The organism is Microbulbifer salipaludis (genome assembly GCF_017303155.1).
In the GTDB taxonomy this organism is placed as follows: Bacteria; Pseudomonadota; Gammaproteobacteria; order Pseudomonadales; family Cellvibrionaceae; genus Microbulbifer; species Microbulbifer salipaludis.
In genome coordinates, this window is record NZ_JAEKJR010000002.1 from 259430 (window position 1) to 276922 (window position 17493).

The following is a 17493-nucleotide window of genomic DNA, read 5'->3' on the forward strand; positions in this document are numbered from 1 at the left end:
CCGGGCTAAAAAAGCCCCTAAGCCGGTTCCGCAATCTTGACGATTTCTTCTTCAGTGGCCGGGCGACGTTGCTTGCGCTCTTCCACGAACACGATCTTCTCGTCTTTCTCGTCGGTGTTCACAAACTGGCGGAAGCGCTTCAGCATCTCCGGGTCATTGATTGCGGTTTTCCATTCACACTGGTAGGTGCCAACCACATTGCCCATCTGGCGTTCCAGTTCGTCGCAGATACCAAGCTTGTCCTCGATGACCACCTCACGCAGGTAATCCAGCCCCCCTTCCAGGTTCTCCATCCACACCGACGTACGCTGCAGCTTGTCGGCCGTGCGCACATAGAACATCAACACCCGATCGATATATTTAATCAGAGTCACATCGTCCAGATCTGTTGCAAACAGGTCTGCATGGCGCGGGCGCATACCTCCGTTGCCACAGACGTACAGGTTCCAGCCGTTTTCCGTCGCAATCACCCCGATATCCTTACTCTGTGCCTCTGCACACTCGCGGGTGCAACCGGAAACCGCCATCTTGATCTTGTGTGGCGAACGCAGGCCCTTGTAGCGGTTCTCCACGGTGAGCGCCATGCCCACACTGTCCTGCACCCCGAAGCGACACCAGGTACTGCCGACACAGGACTTCACCGTACGCAAAGACTTTCCGTAAGCGTGGCCCGTCTCAAAGCCCGCATCGGTCAGCTCGCGCCAGATCTCCGGCAGTTCCTCCAAGCGTGCGCCGAACAGGTCGATCCGCTGGCCGCCGGTGATCTTGGTGTACAGGTCATACTTCTTCGCCACCTGCCCGAGAACAATCAGCTTGTCCGGGGTGATTTCACCACCGGCAATACGCGGTACCACGGAATAGGTCCCGTTTTTCTGCATATTCGCCATGAACGTATCGTTGGTATCCTGCAGGCCAACGTGGGGCTTGTTATGGATATGTTCATTCCACAGGGAGGCAAAGATGGATGCCGCCGTCGGCTTACAGATTTCACAGCCCTTGCCGGTGCCATGCCTGTGCAGCAGCTCGTCAAAGGTTTTAATTTCCTCCACCTGCACCATATGGAAAATTTCCTGGCGGGTGTAAGGGAAATGTGGGCACAGATCGTTATTGACTTCCACACCCAGCGCGGCGAGCTCTGTATCCACTACATTTTTCAGCAGCGCCGCACAGCCGCCACAGCCGGTGGATGCCTTGGTGCAGTCCTTGACCTCGCCTAAAGAGCAGCAACCACCCTGAACCGCGCCGACAATATCGCCCTTGCTCACGTTGTGACAGGAGCAGATGGTGGCGGTATCTGGCAGCGCATCGGCCCCCAGTGCCGGTGCTGCGCCGTCCAGAGCCGGCAGGATCAATTGCTCCGGGTGCTCCGGCAGGTCCATATCGTTCAGGTGATATTGCAGCAGGGTGTCGTAATCACCGGTGTCGCCCACCAGTACGGCACCGCGCAGTTTCTTGCCTTCGCGGTCGGTAATCATCCGCTTGTACACGCCGGTCTGCTCGTCCACGAAGGTGATCGCCGCGGAGCCTTCCGCACGGCCATGGGCGTCGCCAATGGAGCCTACTTCCACGCCCAGCAGTTTCAGCTTGGTGCTCATGTCCGCACCGTTGAACTCCGCCGCCTCCCCACACAGCAGGGAAACAGCGGTGCGTGCCATGGTGTAGCCGGGGGCTACCAGACCGAAGATAAAGTTATTGAACAGGGCACACTCACCGATGGCGTAAATGTTCTTATCGGATGTGCGGCAGTGGTTGTCGACCACGATACCGCCGCGCTCACCCAGCTCGATACCGGCGGACTTCGCCAGGCTATCTTCCGGACGGATGCCGGCAGAAAATACGATCAGATCGGTATCCAGGGACTTGTCGCCTTTGAAGTTCATGCGCAGGCGGCGGCCATCGACCTCTTCAATCAGCTCCGTGGCGGTGCTGGTGTGGACGGTTACGCCCAGCGCCTGGATCTTTTCGCGCAGCAGCTTGGAGCCGCCTTCGTCCAGCTGCACGGACATCAGGCCCGGGGCGAACTCCACCACGTGGGCTTCCAGACCCAGCTGCTTGAGTGCGTTGGCCGCTTCCAGGCCCAGCAGGCCACCGCCCACAACCACGCCCACCTTGCCGTCTTTGGCGGCGGCCTGGATGTTGTCGAGGTCTTCAATAGTGCGGTAAACAAAGCACTTGTCGTGCTTGTGGCCGGGAATTGGCGGCACAAAGGGGTAGGAGCCGGTGGCCAGAACCAGGTGGTCGTACGCTGCGGAAGCACCGCTAGCGGAAGTCACGATTTTATTTTCGCGATCAATGCTGACGGCTGCATCGTTCAGGCGCAGATCGTAGCCCCATTCGCGGTACTGCTCCACCTTGCCCATGGCCAGGTCGTCGGCGGTGCGACCGCCGAAGTACTCGGAGAGGTGAACCCGGTCGTAGGCGGGACGGGGTTCGGCGCAGAAAACGAGTACGTCAAACAGTTCCCGTTCGGGACGGTTTGCCAGTTGTTCCAGAAAGTGGTGACCCACCATGCCGTTGCCGATGACGACGATTTTTTGCTTAACCATAATCTCTGCCGTTTGTGCCTGAATCGTTCGACAGAAGTGAAGCGCTGGGGGGAGGGCCTGGGGAGCGAGAGGCTCACGGGCGTCCCCTCTTCTGTCGAAGAGTGTCAGGCGCCGTTGCCTTGCTGAAAGAATTTCGAATTGTGACTATTGGTATTCAATCTCTGTGCCAATTTCTTCCACCGGTAAAAACCCGGTCATCGTACTGTGTTGTTGCGGCTTGGCGATAACCGGGGCATTCGGGATGCAATAAAGTGGTGCGCTGGGTGGGGTTTTGCCTCAAAGCAGTGCGGGTGAAATTTTCTGTGATGCAAGTTCTTATGATGTAGCGACAGGTATGGCGTGACTCTGGGGGGGCAAGTCGTCTGAATAAAGCGCCGCGTTGCCTAAGGTCTTTTATACGGCGCTTACAGGAAATATAAAAGATGCGAAAAAATCGCAAGCGCCGCGACAATTTGCCAGAACAGCAATGGATTGCGCTCCATTAGTGGCGGCTTGTCGGCGGTGTTGAAGCGCTTGTTCGGCGTGCGAAGATCGTGTACGAACTCGGACAGCGCCGGGTAGCGTGTTTTGGGGTCGGGTGCGCAGGCACGGCGCAGGGCGCCGTCGATCCAGTCTGGAATATCATTCCGGTGCTTGCGCGCACTCAGATACTTCAGGCTGGCGTAACTCTTCAATTGATAGTGACTGCTGCCGAAACGTTCCTTATAGGGGTAATGACCGGTCAGTAGCTCATAGGCAATGACCCCGAGAGAAAAAATATCCGATCGGTGGCTGGCCGCATCCCCACAGAAATATTCCGGTGCACAGTAATTTTTGCTGCCCGGTGGCGCGCTGCCTTGGTAGCGCAACAATTCCTCCAAGCCAGCCGCATTGGCGCCGCCCAGGTCGATTAACTTCAGACGGCCGGAAGAATCCAACATGATATTTTCTGGCTTCAGGTCCCCGTGCACGATCTCCAGCCGCTGCAGACGGCGCAGTGCGCTCACCAATTGCTCAATCAGGTTACGTACGTGATTCAGTGGTGGCTCCGGGTTCAGCTGCATCCACTGCCGCAGATTCTGTCCATCTACATACTCCAGGACGTGATAGAGGAACTTGCGTTCCTTGCGTGGCGGAAACACCTTTACAATGGCCGGGTGCTCGAGCCGGCGCCCAGTCCATTCCTCAGCAATGAACCGCTCTATATAGGCTGGGTCATCACTAAAGTTTTCTGACGGTGCTTTCAAAGCGCGCAGCGCGTGGGATGTCATATCCCGCACCAGGTACAAATAGCTGCGGCTGCTCGCATGCAGCTCCTGCAGTACCTCGTAGCCGTCGATCTTGTTGCCCGGCTGCAAAGGTGGCGGAAAGGGCAGCTGGCTCGTCGCCAGTATCACATCCTCCGCCTCCAGTGAGTCCACGACATTCACCCGGCACAACGCCAGGCTCAGATTGTCCTCGCTACCGTTATCCAGCGCAGCCGCCAGCAATGGCTGCGCCGCTTGTAGTTGATGTTCAGTGAGCAGGTGGGCGAACTGCCTGTGGGGCAAGAAGTCGTGAATTCCATCCGTCGTCACACAAAACAGGTCGCCCGGTTCCAGCGACTCCTGCCGGTAATCCACCTCGATATGCGCATCCATGCCCAGCGCCCGGCTTAAGAACGTCCGCCCCGGTCCCAGGGTGCGACTGTGATCCTGTGTCAGGCACTCCAGCTTGCCATCCCGCAACCGGTAAATACGCGAGTCGCCAATATGGATCAGATGCGCCGTGGCTCCCTTCAGCACCACCGCCGAAAAGGTCGTCAGCCAGCCCCGCTGCACCTCATCGGCACCGCCGCTCTGGCGATACAGCCAGCTATTGAGCGCGTGCAAGACCCGCGCAGCCGCCTGCTTCACCGACCAGGAGTCCGGCGTACTGTAATAGTCGGAAATAAACCCGCTCACCGCCGCCCGCGCCGCTGCACCCCCGGCCTCGGCACTGCCAACGCCATCCGCAATCGCCACCAGTGAACCGCGGTAACGCCGATCGCTGCCTGTGGCCCGGTAGACCGCAACCGCGTCGTCGTTGTAAGCGCGCTGGCCGCACTCAGTGGCCGTCGCGAACTCGAGGTTTTCGGAATTGGAAGCCTGTAGGTCGGAATCGGGCACAGTGATGGTTTCGCAGGTGGTGTTCAAATTGGTGCCGGCAATAGTAAGTGATGGAGTGGGCCCGGGAACCTGTTAACGGCTGCCCGGGAATTTAAATTAAGCAACGTCAATCAGAGAAACACTACCATCCGGCATGACCTCTGCCATCTGACCTTCCGGCTCCTCCAGGAACAACAGCGTGACAAAGCCGAGCACCGCAGTGCCGGCAATTACCAGGAAGAAGGTCTCGTACGAAACCATGCTCAATACCGTGAGGTAAAACACCGCGCCTACATTGCCGTAAGCCCCGGTCATTCCCGCAATCTGCCCGGTCAGGCGACGCTTGATCAGTGGTACCACCGCAAATACCGCGCCCTCACCCGACTGCACGAAGAACGAGCATGCCATCGCCGCAGCCACCGCCAGATACAGCGGCCACTCGCTATCGATCATGCTCATGGTCAGGTAACCCAGCGCCAGGCCAGCTGTCAGGATCAGCAATGTGCTCTTGCGCCCGAACCGGTCGCTGATCAGGCCGCCCGCCGGGCGAGACATAAGGTTCATAAACGCATAAGCCGAAGCCAGCAGACCCGCCTTCACCGGATCCAGGGTAAAGGTCTCCGAGAAAAATAGCGGTAACATCGAAATTACCGCAAGTTCAGAGCCAAAGGTCGCGAAGTACAGAATGTTCAAAACCGCCACCTGCTTGAACTTGTAGCGGTGAATCGGCTCTGGCAGCTGCACGAAGAGCTCTTTATTGATGTCGTAACACTTCTTCGCATCAAACACATACAGAGCTGCCAGTGCCACATAAATCACAACCGCCACCGGCTGCGCCAGAATGCCGACTCCATGTGGAGAGAGCTTCCAGGTGAGTAGCGCCAGTGCTGCGTACATCGGCACTTTCATGATCAGCAGCAGGATGAAGTCCGAAGGGCTGGACACTTCCATGCCGCCGATTTTCTTCGGTTTGAAATAGGTTCCGCCCTTGGGGGTGTCGGTTACTGAGCGGTAGTAGATCACACTGTATACCAGCGCAATCACACCGGTGAGACCGATGGCATAACGCCAGCCCTCTTGTCCTGGAGTGTCGCCACCAAACAATAGTGCGATGGTCGGCAGGCTCATGGCCGCGGCCGCGGAACCAAAGTTGCCCCAGCCGCCGTAAATGCCTTCTGCCGTACCCAGTTGTTTGGCCGGAAACCACTCGGACACCATGCGGATACCAATAACAAAGCCTGCACCGATAAAGCCCAGCAGGAAGCGGCCAATGGCGGCGGCGGCAAAGCTGTCTGCCAGTGCGAAGATAAAGCAGGGGATACTGCCGATGGCCAGCAGCAGGGAGTAGGTCAGACGCGGCCCGTATTTATCGGTCAGCATACCGATGATGACACGCGCCGGGATGGTCAGCGTCACGTTCAGAATCAGCAGAGTCTTTACTTGATCGGAGGTGAGTGACAGGCTGTCAGCGATCGACATCAACAGTGGTGCGTGGTTGAACCAGGCAAAGAACGTAATAAAGAACGCGATCCAGGTCAGATGTAGCACCCGGATCTTTCCTTTAAAGGAAAACAGATTTAAAGAATCGCTGGACATACCTTTATCCCGTTAGTCGATGTTCTGAGTCAGCCTGTCGTCATCGTGGCAACCGTCCCAAATTGCGGGCATAAAAAAAGCCCACGGGGCAACCTGGCTGCCGCCGGTGGACTTCGCTGTCCGTATCGCAATGGCAGCCCGGGGTAAACCGGGCTGACCTCACGCGCTGTGTTGCAGTAAGTAATTCAATATTTGTGCCACCCTGCCTGATATTCGTGCATGGATTCAATTCTGGTGCGTGGCAGCGCAAAACTTTGGCGCATCGCGCTGAAAAAGTGGTACTGAGGGGAATCGGAAGGGCGCTGATCGGCCACGGTGATGGTGCGGCGGACTTTTCTGGCGCCCCGTTTTGGGGTGTTTTGGGCCTCCGGTGGGCGGGAGTGCACCGGAGGCGTGCGTGCGCGAGGGGCTGGTTAACGCTCCCGCAGCCCTGTATGCCTAAGTGGCGACACGGATGTGGCGGTGTCGAATGAAGTCCAGGGTCTGCTGGTACAGATCTGCCTGAAATAGTTGTGTGGTATCGGTGTCGACCGGGGCAATGTCATTGCACAGGATTAGCAATTCGCGCGCTTTCTTGTCGGTAGGACGTCCGTGGTCGGACTGGGGGTGGGCGAAGAGGTGCCAGCCGGTGTTTTCCGTGGGTACGCGATCCTGCCGACGCAGTAGTTGGTCGTTCAGCGACAGGGCGATAGTTTCCTCCGGCAGATCCAGGTACTCAGGTCGTGCCAGGATACCCACGGCATCGCGGCGCTGGCTGCGATCGCTCAACCAGCCGCAGGCTTCCAGTAGCGCCGCGCGCAGCGCGAGATGTGTGGCCGGGTTGGTTTGGTGCCAGCTGCGGGTAACCGCCAGCACCTTTTCCGGCATCGCCGGCATCATGGCATTGTTCGGTGTGGCAATCACGCCGATACCCTCCTGCACGGCGATGGTGTTCCAGGGTTCACCTACACAGAAACCGTCGATATCGCCGCGGCGCAAATGATCCACCATCTGTTCCGGTGGCAGAACCAGCAGGCGCACGTCGGTATCCGGGTTGATGCCGGCGCTGCTCAGCCAATGGCGCAGTTGCAGGGTGTGGCTGGAAAAGGGGTAGACGCTGGCAAAGGTCAGTGGGGTTTCGCTTTCGGCGCGAGCGCGGATGAACGCGCTGAGTGCGGCGCCGGTGCCCGCAGCGTCATCGGTTGCCGGTTGAAGACGATCGTAAAGGGTTTTCGAGAGGGTAATGCCATTGCCGTTACAGCTCAGGATCAGGCCACTGAGCAGCTCTTCCTCGCAGTTCGGCAGGGTCTGTTTCAGGGTCAGTGGCATCGGTGCCAGCATGGCGGCGGCATCGGCGGCACCACCGATCAATTTGTCGCGCAATGTAGCCCAGGAGGTTTCCCGCTGCAGCTCGACCTTCAGGCCATAGCGTTCAAACAGGCCCAGTTCGCGGGCAATGATCAGGGGCGCGCTGTCGGTGAGGCGCAGGTATAGGAGTTTCAGGTTAGGCTTTTCGGCTTGCAGGCTGCTCACGGTTGTACTCTCGGTAATCTCAAAGTTTTTGCGCTGGGTTCCGGCACTTTCTGGGACGCTGTCTTGCTTCCTGCGTTATCGAATGGACGCCTGTAAATGGGCGACGATTTGTTCCGCCACATTGCGCATGGTGGAGTTGCTGTTCATGGCCAGGGTGCGCAGGGTCTGGTGAGCCGCCTGCTCACTGATATTCTTGCGCGCCATCAGCAGTCCCTTGGCGCGCTCGATAATTTTGCGTTCATCCAGCTGCTGCTGGGTACGCTGCAGAGACTGCCGCAGCTGCTGGTAGCTGCGGAACTGGGCCATGGCGATCTCGATGGCCGGTGCCACGCGCTCCGCCGAAAGCCCCTCTGCCATATAAGCGCTGACACCGGCCTCGACTGCGCTGGTAATAAATTCGGCACCGCCACGGGCGGAGAACATCGCCACCGGTGTTGGGTTGTGCTGGTTGATTACGGAAAGGCTTTCGAGAATATCCCGGTCTGGGGATTCGATATCGATCAGGACGATGTCCGGACGGTGCTTCTCGACCTGGAATAGCAGGCCTTCGGCACTGGAGAGTTGCGCCAGCAGGTTGTAGCCGGCAGCGGTGAGCTGCGCGGCCACCATGGCGGCGCGTTCGGTCTGGTCATCAACCAGCAGGATACTGACAGATGCTGATACAGGTGTGGTCGTCATCGCTTGGTCAAAACTTCAGTTCGAACTGCAGCCAGAACTTGTCCGTATCGCTGCTGAAGGTATCAGCATCGTAGGTAGCGTACTTGGCGAGCAGGCCGATATTTTTTGTTATGGCATAGGTCGCTACCAGGTCGAGTTCGTTGCCAAACTTGTGGCTGGTGCGAACGCTATAGAATTTATGCAAAGTTGCTGCAAGCTTGATGCCAGAAACAACGACTGAGCCGCCAGCGTAATAATATAGAAATAGTGGAGTGAGAGCTGGTCGCTGAAGCCCCACTCGGCGTGAAAAGCATCGTAGGTCTGCTCGTTCTGGCGGCTGGCATGCAGCAGCACGCAGGGAGTCCAATCTTGCCGGCGAGCTTTCCGGATGCCACGTATGCTTGACGCTGGCGGGGGAACCCCGGAGAGTGGTGTAACGAGTTTGGGGTAGATGTACAGGAACCTTTTCGACAGATGACGGCAAATTCCGAGTTTTTCAGTCAGGAGCGGGGCCGAGCGCCGGTGCAGAAGCGGGTGTGTCCGGTGGTACTGGCCGGCGGCCAGTCCAGCCGCATGGGAAAAGACAAGGCCCTGCTAAAATTATCCCATGGACGTACGCTTCTGGAGCAGGCCAGGTATGTGATCGATGGCCTGCAGCCGTCAGAAGGTATCGTAATGATGCCGACGATGGTGAGCGGTGCGCGCCCCGGGGGCATACCGGACCGGGTCCCCGACGCCGGGCCACTTGGTGGTTTGCAGGCGATAGCGCGGCATCTGGACAGCCAGAAGCTGGCGTGCGATGCGCTGCTGGTGCTGCCAGTGGATATGCCCTTGCTGAGTCCGGCACTGCTGCATCAGCTGTGCGCCGCGGGCCAGACAGTGGAGCAGGTGGTCTGTATCGGGGACTTTTACCTGCCATGCTGGTTGCCCCTCAATGATCGCTGCAGGAAATACCTGGATGCAGCGGTCACCGGTCAGGTCATTGCGTCGGTGCGCGCGCTGTTTGGCTATCTGGGGTGTATGCAGCTGCCAGAACCCGATGGTGATTGGCATCTGAACGTCAACCGCCCAGAGGACTTCCAGCGCCTGCTGCCTTGAGGTGCTCTGGCCCTGCCGAGGCTGGGGCACGCTGGTGCGTGCAATCAAACGTGTGTGAGGCCAATGGCGTGAGAGGCCAGCGGTGCTTCCGGGGTGCAGCCCCGGTGAATCAGGGTTTCCGGGACAGAGAGGTTGGTGTCCATGGCTACTGGGTTGCGAGTTCGGCTACTGGTAAGTTTGCTCACGTGCGCCATGCTGTTGTTGCTTGGCAGTTGCGGTTCGCGCCAGCCGCCGGAGCTGAGGCTGGCGGTGGATGCTGGTTTTCAGCCGGCGGTGGAGGCACTGCGGGAAAATTTTGAGTCCCAATGCGGGTGCCGTCTCAAAATCACGGCCGGTGCCAGTGGCCTGTTGTACAGTCAGATTCGCGCCGGTGAATCCTTTGACCTTTTCCTGTCTGCAGACAGCGCTCGCCCGGTACTCCTGGAAAAAGCCGGCCTCACTGTCGCCGCCAGTCGCCAGACCTACGCCCGGGGCCAGTTGGCCCTGTGGGTCAATCGGCAGATCTCTGCGGATAAATCCTCGGGCTTCTCAACCCTCGCCGCCAACCTTGCCCGTCAAGACGCCACCCTGACGCCGCGTCAGCTGATCCTGTTACTGGGGCGTGGCAAGCACAAGCTGGTGGTGGCCGACCCGCAGCTGGCGCCGGATGGGGATGCCGCGGTGCGCATGCTGAAAAAGCTGCGGCTGTGGCCCCGGCTGCGAGGGCGGGTGGTATTTGCGGGGCACGCGGGGCATGCCCAGATACTCCTGCACCAGGGGCAGGGCGACATGGGGCTGATTCCTTACGGGCAAGCGCTCGCCACCGGACGTCATGGGCAGTTCATGCGGATTCCCGCGCACTTCCACCCACCCATTCACCAGCAAATGGTCATTCTACGCAACACCCGCCAACGCGATCTCGCCATCCGCCTGTTGCAGTATCTGCAGTCCGATGCGGTACAACAGCAATTGGAAGGGTTGGGTTTTTTGCGGGTGGATTCAGGTGCCAAATTGAACTTGTGAATGGTCCCGGAAATGTATTCGACTTGCCAATATAAATAGTTTTAACCGTTACCTATTCCATTACTGACTTATATCCATAGCGAAGCGTTATTATTTATTGGTGATATTGAAAAACCGTTTGGAATAGTTAAATAAAACTTCTTTTATACAAGTCGGAGTGAATAGTTTTTACTGAGTTTTCGCACTTGAGGGTTTACTCGATAAAAATCGATAAAATTTATCTAAAGTCATCAAAGTCAGGCTCAGCTTCGCGTTATTCGTTACTTCGGTAACTGTTTCTGCTGTTTTTTAATCGATTTTCCAAATTTTCCATAGTATTGCGCTAAACGAGTAATAAGAATCCTCTATTTCCTTTGCCGATATTTATTCTCTTTAATTCATGGCCCTGCCGAAATACATTTAATTTTCCGGAAAAACTATTTTTTCGGAGGTATCCGTTTTCGCCCTCGAATCAGAGTATCCTGATGACGGTGCGAACGATTCGGGATTAGTTAGGTTTGGGATTAAATAGCAATGGTAAAAGAATGATCCCATCAATCGGGGTAGTTCGTTCAGGCGCTATATTCAGAAATCGATAAAAACGACAATTTTTGTACGGGAGCACAAACGGTGATTATTGCCATACCAAAGGAAACCGCGCCGGGCGAGGCGCGGGTCGCGGCATCGCCAGCCAGCGTAAAGCGCTTACAGGCGCTCGGCTTTGACGTTGCCATCGAACAGGGGGCCGGTGAAGCTGCTAGCTTCCCCGATGCAGAATATGAACAGGCGGGGGCTAAACTTTGCGCCAACGCCGCAGAGTGCCTGAGCCAGGCGGGCATTGTGCTGAAGGTGCAGCAACCCAATGAGGCGGAGCTGGATCTAATTCCCAGCGGCGCCACGCTGGTGGCCTTCCTCAAGCCGGCACAAAACGAGGCACTGCTGAAAAAGCTAGCGGACAAAAACATCAATGCGCTGGCGGTGGAGTCCATTCCTCGTATTTCCCGCGCACAGAAAATGGATGCGTTGAGCTCCATGGCCAACATCGCCGGTTACCGTGCGGTAATCGAGGCGGCGCATGAGTTTGGGCGTTTCTTCACTGGCCAGATCACTGCCGCGGGCAAAATCCCGCCGGCCAAGGTGCTGGTCATAGGTGCCGGTGTTGCCGGCCTGTCTGCCATTGGCACCGCGAAAAGCATGGGTGCCATCGTGCGCGCCTTCGATACCCGCCCGGAAGTACGCGAGCAGGTAGAGTCTATGGGCGCAGAGTTCCTCACTGTGGAAATCGAGGAAGACGGCTCCGGTACCGGCGGCTACGCCAAGCAGATGTCGAAAGAATTTATCGACGCGGAAATGGCCCTGTTTCGAGAGCAGGCCAAGGAAGTGGACATCGTTATCACCACCGCACTGATTCCCGGCAAACCGGCACCGAAGCTGTGGCTGGCGGACATGGTGGAAACCATGGCCGACGGTTCTGTGGTGGTGGATCTGGCCGCAGAAATGGGCGGCAACTGCGACTTTACGGAAGCCGACAAAAAAGTCGTCAAGAGCGGCGTGACCATCCTTGGTTACACCAACCTGCCAAGCCGCGCGGCCACACAGTCCTCCACGCTATATGCCACTAACCTGTGTCACCTGTTGACCGATATGACACCGGAGAAGAACGGCGAGATCGATATCAACTTCGAGGATGAGGCGATCCGCGGTGCCACTGTGGTGAAGGAGGGGGAAATTACCTGGCCGCCGCCCGCACCGAAAATCTCCGCGGCACCGCCGCAGAAAAAGCCGGAGCCGCAGATCCAAGTGGAGCCCAAGCCGGAGAAGAAGTCTTCCCCGCTGTCGCTTATCGCCTTCTGGGCGGTGGCTGGTGCGCTGTTACTGGCACTGGGCAAATCCGCGCCGGCGGACTTTGTGGCCCACTTTACCGTGTTTGTGCTGGCAATCTTTATCGGCTGGCAGGTGATCTGGAATGTATCCCACGCCCTGCACACGCCGCTGATGAGTGTGACCAACGCCATCTCCGGTATCGTGATTATCGGTGCCCTGTTGCAGGTGGGGGCCACCGGCTCCTTCATCGTCACGATCATGGCGTTTATCGCGGTGCTGTTCGCCAGTATCAATATCTTCGGCGGGTTCTTTGTTACCCACCGTATGCTCAAAATGTTCCGTCGCTAAGGAGAAACAGACATGAATAGTGTAATTTCCATGGCTTATCTGTTCTCCGCGGTGATGTTTATCCTGAGCCTCGGCGGACTGTCTGCACACGAAACCGCAAGACGCGGTAACTACTACGGCATGGTGGGCATGGCCGTTGCCATCATCGCCACGGTGGCCGGTATCACCTCGGGTGCCTATCTGCCCGTCGGCATCGCCATGGGTGTGGGTGCGGTGATCGGTATTCACCTGGCGCGCAAGGTCGAGATGACCGCGATGCCGCAGCTGGTAGCGCTGCTGCACAGCTTTGTGGGCCTGGCTGCGGTACTGATCGGCTGGGGCGGCTACCTGGATCCGCGCATCAATCTCGAAGGTGCTGCGCACATCGTGCACAACTCCGAGATTTATATCGGTGTGTTTATCGGGGCCATTACCCTGACCGGTTCCATCGTTGCCTTTGGCAAACTGCAGGGACTGATCTCCGGTAAACCGCTGATGCTGCCGGCGCGCCACTGGCTGAACCTGATCGCACTGGTGATCTGTGTGGTGCTGGGTGCCCAGTTCATCCCCGCAGATGTGAGCAACGCGACCATCATCAACCTGCTGGTGATGACCGGTATCGCCCTGCTGCTGGGTATCCACCTGATTGCCGCCATCGGTGGTGCGGATATGCCGGTGGTGATTTCCATGCTGAACAGTTACTCCGGTTGGGCCGCCGCGGCCACTGGCTTCATGCTCAGTAACGACCTGCTGATCGTGATCGGTGCGCTGGTCGGCTCCTCCGGTGCCATCCTCAGCTACATCATGTGCCGTGGTATGAACCGCTCCTTTGTCAGTGTGATTCTGGGCGGTTTCGGCTCTGATGGCACGGTTGCCAGCGCCGACGGCGAAGAGGAGGGTGAAGCGGTAGCCACCACCCACGACGAGTTGGCAGACGATTTGAAAAATGCCAAAAACATCGTGATTGTGCCGGGCTTTGGTATGGCCGTTGCGCATGCGCAGCAGGCGGTGAGTGACCTCACCGACAAGTTGCGCAAAGCGGGCAAGACCGTACGCTTTGGTATCCATCCGGTAGCGGGCCGCCTGCCCGGACACATGAACGTACTGCTGGCGGAAGCCAATGTGCCTTACGACATCGTGCTGGAAATGGAAGAAATCAACGATGACTTCCCGGAAACCGACCTGGTGCTGGTGATTGGTGCCAACGACACCGTCAACCCGGACGCGGTGGAAAAACCCGGTTCCCCCATCGCCGGCATGCCGGTGCTGGAAGTGTGGAAGGCCGGCAAAGTGGTGGTGCTGAAGCGCTCCATGGCCTCCGGCTATGCCGGTGTCGCTAATCCGCTGTTCTACAAGGATAACTCGCGCATGCTGTTCGGCGATGCGAAAGAGAGTCTGCAGAGTGTATTGGGCAAGCTGAATCCGGCCTGATGACCTTGACCAACCGATGGCCATTTACCGGCCAATCAGTTAACAGGTAATCACTCCTCATCAAAAGCGACCCCTGCTAGGGGTCGCTTTTTTTATGCCTGTGTTTTGTCTGTCCGGAGCCCCCATAGTGGGGAGTCGCCCACTGGAGAAGCGAGTGGTAATCTATGCCGCCAGAGCTCCCGTAAAAGAAGCATCAATAAGTACAATTTCAATAAAAAGAAAGATCAAAATATGGCCGCCTCGCTCGAACACGTTTTAACCACTAAGGCCCTCACTGCACGCCACTTGCTGCGTGCCCCGCTAGGAATCATTGCGCTCTCCCTGCTGACCGCCTGTGGTGGTGGCTCGGGCGGCGGTAATGACAATGATAACGGCAGCCTGCCGCCGATTACCCCGGCCCCCGCGATCCTTACCCTCACCGGCGACAGTAGCGCTGAAGCGGGGGATTCGGTTGGCATCGTGGCGAGCCTGTCAGAGCTTGGCTACAACCGTTTTGAGTGGGTGCAACTAGCCGGGCCAGATGTGGGGCCGCTGGCGGGGAATGGCACCGCGGGTATCAGCTTCGATGCGAAGTTCAGCGGCAGCTATCGCTTTCAGTTGACCGCCAGCAACGCCGATGGTGATCAGCAGGTGGAGACGTTTGATGTGGTGGTCAATGCCGGTAACTCCGCTGCGCGCGCGCAATTGCGCGCAGATCGCGCGGTGTCGGAAGGGGCGTCGTTCTCCCTGCGGCTGAATGCCAGTGACTACAGTGGCAGCGTCAACTCCTGGCGTTTCGAGCAACTCTCTGGCCCCATAGCAACACTGGCCGAGGATGACTCCGGCCAGCCGGTGCTATTTGTCACCGCGCCCAAGGTAAGCGGTGATCAGGTCATTACCATTGAAGGAACCCTGGAAACCACCGGCGGCAGTATTTCGGATATCGCCTACGTGGTGGTGCAGGACCGCCCGCAAGTCACCAGCGAATTTTTCTGCGACGGCGACGGCCAGTACTGCGCGAAAAGCGAGCCGCTAAACAATGTGTACAGTTACCGCGACGATAGCCCCTACCGGGACGTGCTGGCGGATTGTGTTTACTCCAACCAGTTGACGGAGGACAACCTGTGCACTCTGGGCACTTTGCCCGTGATCGGCATGACCAGTAACGCCCCGAGCGTGGACCAGATCATGGACCATGTGCTGGTGTCCCACGACTGGATGGGGGAGCGCTTTGAACGATTCCTTGGCGAACTGGACCCCTATGGCGACTTTGCCAATATGCTGCGCGCCACCACCGCGGTGGTGATCTCCAGTGATGTGCGTCCGTCATTTTACTGGATACTCACCGGCGCCATTTATCTCGACCCGGACAGCCTGTGGCTGGCACCGGAAGAGCGGGATGTGATCAGCGAGATACCGGATTACCGCAGCGGTTTTGGCTCTGCGCTCAATTTCGTTACCCCGTGGCGGTATGTAAGAAACAACGACTATGCCTTTTACAGCTATAACACGGCCAGCCGTTTCTCCCGGCCCTTCTATGAGCTGGAGGCGGACCTGGGTTCGTTGCTGTATCACGAACTGGCCCACGCCAATGACGCCATGTCGCAGGGGAGAATTCGCAGCGGGCTGGATCGTGGGGATATTTTCTTCAATCAGTCATCGAGCGGCTCAATGGTGAACGAACTGGTGACCGCGGTTTCCCCTCCGCTGTCTCAGGAGCTGTACGACCTGGCCGAAGTGCGCTCGCGGGGTGCAGAGGCCACGGCCCAGCAGCGCGCCTATACCCCGGGCGATATTGCCGGTTTTTTCTTTCCGGACAGCGCCAATGACTTCTACAGCTACACCACGCCCTGGGAAGACACGGCGATGCTGTTTGAGGAAACCATGATGAGCCTGCGCTACGGTATCGAGCGGGATATCGCGGTGACCAACAAGCCCACCGCACCCACCTCGGCCGATGATTACAAGGTGTCTCAGGGGCAGCGCGGGCGCATCGGTTCCGAGCTGATTCGCCCTCGCGCCAGCACGGCGGTGCAGTATCTGCTGCCGGAAGCCTGGGCAGCGGCCGATGACCATCTGCGCAGTATTGCCCCGGTCGCCATGTGCGCTGGTGAAGGCTGGGGGCAGAACCTGACCCCAGCCTGCGAGGGCCAGTCCGGGTTGTTGCGTTTTGCGGCGCCGCAGCCGAGCCGCGCGGCTCCCATGCCCACCGAGCGCCCGCGCAGCTTTATACCACCCACGCGCTTTTGATCGATAAATACGGGAGGTTGCCAGTGATGAATGCTCTGGGTAAATCAATCCGGCGCGGGCTGGTGGCCAGCGCTTTGCTCTGCGCCAGCGCGGTGGTTGCCGCCGCGCAGCAAACCACCACCATCTTCATGGCCGGCGACTCCACCATGTCGGTCAAGGAGCTCAAGGACTACCCGGAAACTGGTTGGGGCGTGCCTTTTGCGGTGTTTTTTGAAGACGACGTCAGGGTCGATAACCGGGCCATGAACGGCCGCAGTACCCGCACCTTTATCGAGGAGGGGCGCTGGGCCGGCATCATGGACGATCTGCAAAAGGATGATTATGTGATCATCCAGTTCGGCCACAATGACGAGTCCGAGCACAAGAAAGACCGCTACACCACGCCGCAGCAGTACAAGGCAAACCTGTCCCGGTTTATCAACGATGTGCGCGGGGCCGGTGCCGAACCGATCCTGATGTCACCCATCACCCGCCGCTATTTTGATGGTGACAACACTATCAAGCACACCCACCCCTATGCGCCGCTGGTACGGGAAGTGGCCGCACAGGAGAAGGTGGAATTCATCGAAATGGAAGTGGTGACCCGGGAATATTTCCAGGCCATGGGCGATCGCGACAGCGCCCTGCGTTTTATGCACATCGCCCCTGGATTGCACCCCAATTACCCGGTGGGGGTGCGTGACGATACGCACCTGAACCACTTGGGGGCGCGGGAAGTGGCGCAACTGGTGTTGGCGGAGCTGCGCAAGCGTCAGCACCCGCTGAGCGAGCGCTTACGCACACCGGACCCCAAGCATCTGGCACTGAAATACTGAAGTAGGGATTGAGCGGGGGGCGCCTGCAAGGGCAGGCGCGCCAGAGGTGGGAAAGGTCTGGCCGGTCAGGGGCGCAGCAGGTTGGACAGGCGGGCGTTGGGCTTGCCGGCCTTGCGGAAGATCAGGGCGATCTTGCCGATTTCCTGCACCAGCTCCGATTTGCTCTGCTGGCACAGCTCGGCGATCAGCTCCCGGCGCACATCGCGGTCGTTGACCGCCACTTTCACCTTGATCAGCTCGTGATCTTCCAGGGCGCGTTTCAGCTCTTCCAGCACCCCTTCCGTCAGCCCTTTATCGGCTACAGTGACGATTGGTTTGAGGCTGTGGCCACGAGCGCGCAACGCTTTTTTGCGGTCAGCGGTTAAAGGCATA

General features: G+C 58.2%; 14 protein-coding genes. 6 read left to right on the top strand and 8 right to left on the bottom strand.

Annotation, left to right across the window (positions count from 1 at the left end):
• Nucleotides 1–17: 17 nt before the first annotated feature.
• The 6 genes from nirB to JF535_RS06870 form a co-directional block, all read right to left on the bottom strand.
• On the bottom strand, nucleotides 18–2546 hold the full coding sequence (gene nirB / locus JF535_RS06845) for a nitrite reductase large subunit NirB (protein WP_207000620.1): 2529 nt from the start codon (nucleotides 2544–2546) through the stop codon (nucleotides 18–20).
• Between the two features lie 404 nt (nucleotides 2547–2950).
• Nucleotides 2951–4672: a bifunctional protein-serine/threonine kinase/phosphatase gene (locus JF535_RS06850; protein WP_340674136.1), complete on the bottom strand. Its 1722-nt coding sequence runs from the start codon at nucleotides 4670–4672 to the stop codon at nucleotides 2951–2953.
• Between the two features lie 96 nt (nucleotides 4673–4768).
• Nucleotides 4769–6247 (bottom strand): NarK family nitrate/nitrite MFS transporter, encoded by a 1479-nt coding sequence (locus JF535_RS06855; RefSeq protein WP_207000624.1) that lies wholly within the window; start codon nucleotides 6245–6247, stop codon nucleotides 4769–4771.
• Nucleotides 6248–6685: 438 nt separating this feature from the next.
• Complete coding sequence (locus JF535_RS06860; protein WP_066967026.1) at nucleotides 6686–7759, bottom strand: CmpA/NrtA family ABC transporter substrate-binding protein; 1074 nt, start codon at nucleotides 7757–7759, stop codon at nucleotides 6686–6688.
• 75 nt (nucleotides 7760–7834) lie between these two features.
• The gene (locus JF535_RS06865) at nucleotides 7835–8437 is read right to left on the bottom strand and encodes an ANTAR domain-containing response regulator (protein ID WP_207000626.1); all 603 of its coding nucleotides are present in this window, start codon (nucleotides 8435–8437) and stop codon (nucleotides 7835–7837) included.
• A gap of 7 nt (nucleotides 8438–8444) precedes the next feature.
• A complete protein-coding gene (locus tag JF535_RS06870) occupies nucleotides 8445–8621 on the bottom strand; it encodes a hypothetical protein (protein ID WP_207000628.1) in 177 nt (58 codons plus the stop codon).
• A gap of 269 nt (nucleotides 8622–8890) precedes the next feature.
• On the opposite strand from JF535_RS06870, the gene mobA reads away from it, so the two are divergent.
• On the top strand, nucleotides 8891–9514 hold the full coding sequence (gene mobA, locus JF535_RS06875) for a molybdenum cofactor guanylyltransferase (RefSeq protein ID WP_207000631.1): 624 nt from the start codon (nucleotides 8891–8893) through the stop codon (nucleotides 9512–9514).
• Between the two features lie 44 nt (nucleotides 9515–9558).
• On the opposite strand, the gene JF535_RS06880 is transcribed toward mobA, so the two are convergent.
• Nucleotides 9559–9699: a hypothetical protein gene (locus JF535_RS06880; protein ID WP_207000633.1), complete on the bottom strand. Its 141-nt coding sequence runs from the start codon at nucleotides 9697–9699 to the stop codon at nucleotides 9559–9561.
• A gap of 7 nt (nucleotides 9700–9706) precedes the next feature.
• On the opposite strand from JF535_RS06880, the gene modA reads away from it, so the two are divergent.
• From modA to JF535_RS06905, 5 genes are all read left to right on the top strand, one after another.
• Nucleotides 9707–10516: a molybdate ABC transporter substrate-binding protein gene (modA, locus tag JF535_RS06885; RefSeq protein ID WP_207000635.1), complete on the top strand. Its 810-nt coding sequence runs from the start codon at nucleotides 9707–9709 to the stop codon at nucleotides 10514–10516.
• Nucleotides 10517–11125: 609 nt separating this feature from the next.
• Nucleotides 11126–12667, top strand: a complete 1542-nt coding sequence (locus JF535_RS06890) for a Re/Si-specific NAD(P)(+) transhydrogenase subunit alpha (RefSeq protein WP_207000637.1) — start codon at nucleotides 11126–11128, stop codon at nucleotides 12665–12667.
• 12 nt (nucleotides 12668–12679) lie between these two features.
• Nucleotides 12680–14077, top strand: coding sequence for a Re/Si-specific NAD(P)(+) transhydrogenase subunit beta (gene pntB, locus JF535_RS06895; RefSeq protein WP_207000647.1), 1398 nt, complete (start codon nucleotides 12680–12682; stop codon nucleotides 14075–14077).
• A 231-nt stretch (nucleotides 14078–14308) separates the two neighbouring features.
• Entirely contained in the window at nucleotides 14309–16306 is a 1998-nt protein-coding gene (locus JF535_RS06900; RefSeq protein ID WP_207000649.1) for a hypothetical protein, read from the top strand.
• Nucleotides 16307–16332: 26 nt separating this feature from the next.
• A complete protein-coding gene (locus JF535_RS06905; protein ID WP_207003604.1) occupies nucleotides 16333–17121 on the top strand; it encodes a rhamnogalacturonan acetylesterase in 789 nt (262 codons plus the stop codon).
• Nucleotides 17122–17186: 65 nt separating this feature from the next.
• Here the strand turns inward: JF535_RS06905 and yhbY are convergent, their stop codons facing one another.
• Nucleotides 17187–17492 carry a ribosome assembly RNA-binding protein YhbY gene (yhbY, locus tag JF535_RS06910; protein WP_207000652.1) on the bottom strand — a complete coding sequence of 102 codons (306 nt, stop codon included), beginning with the start codon at nucleotides 17490–17492 and terminating at the stop codon, nucleotides 17187–17189.
• Between the last annotated feature and the right edge of the window lies 1 nt (nucleotide 17493).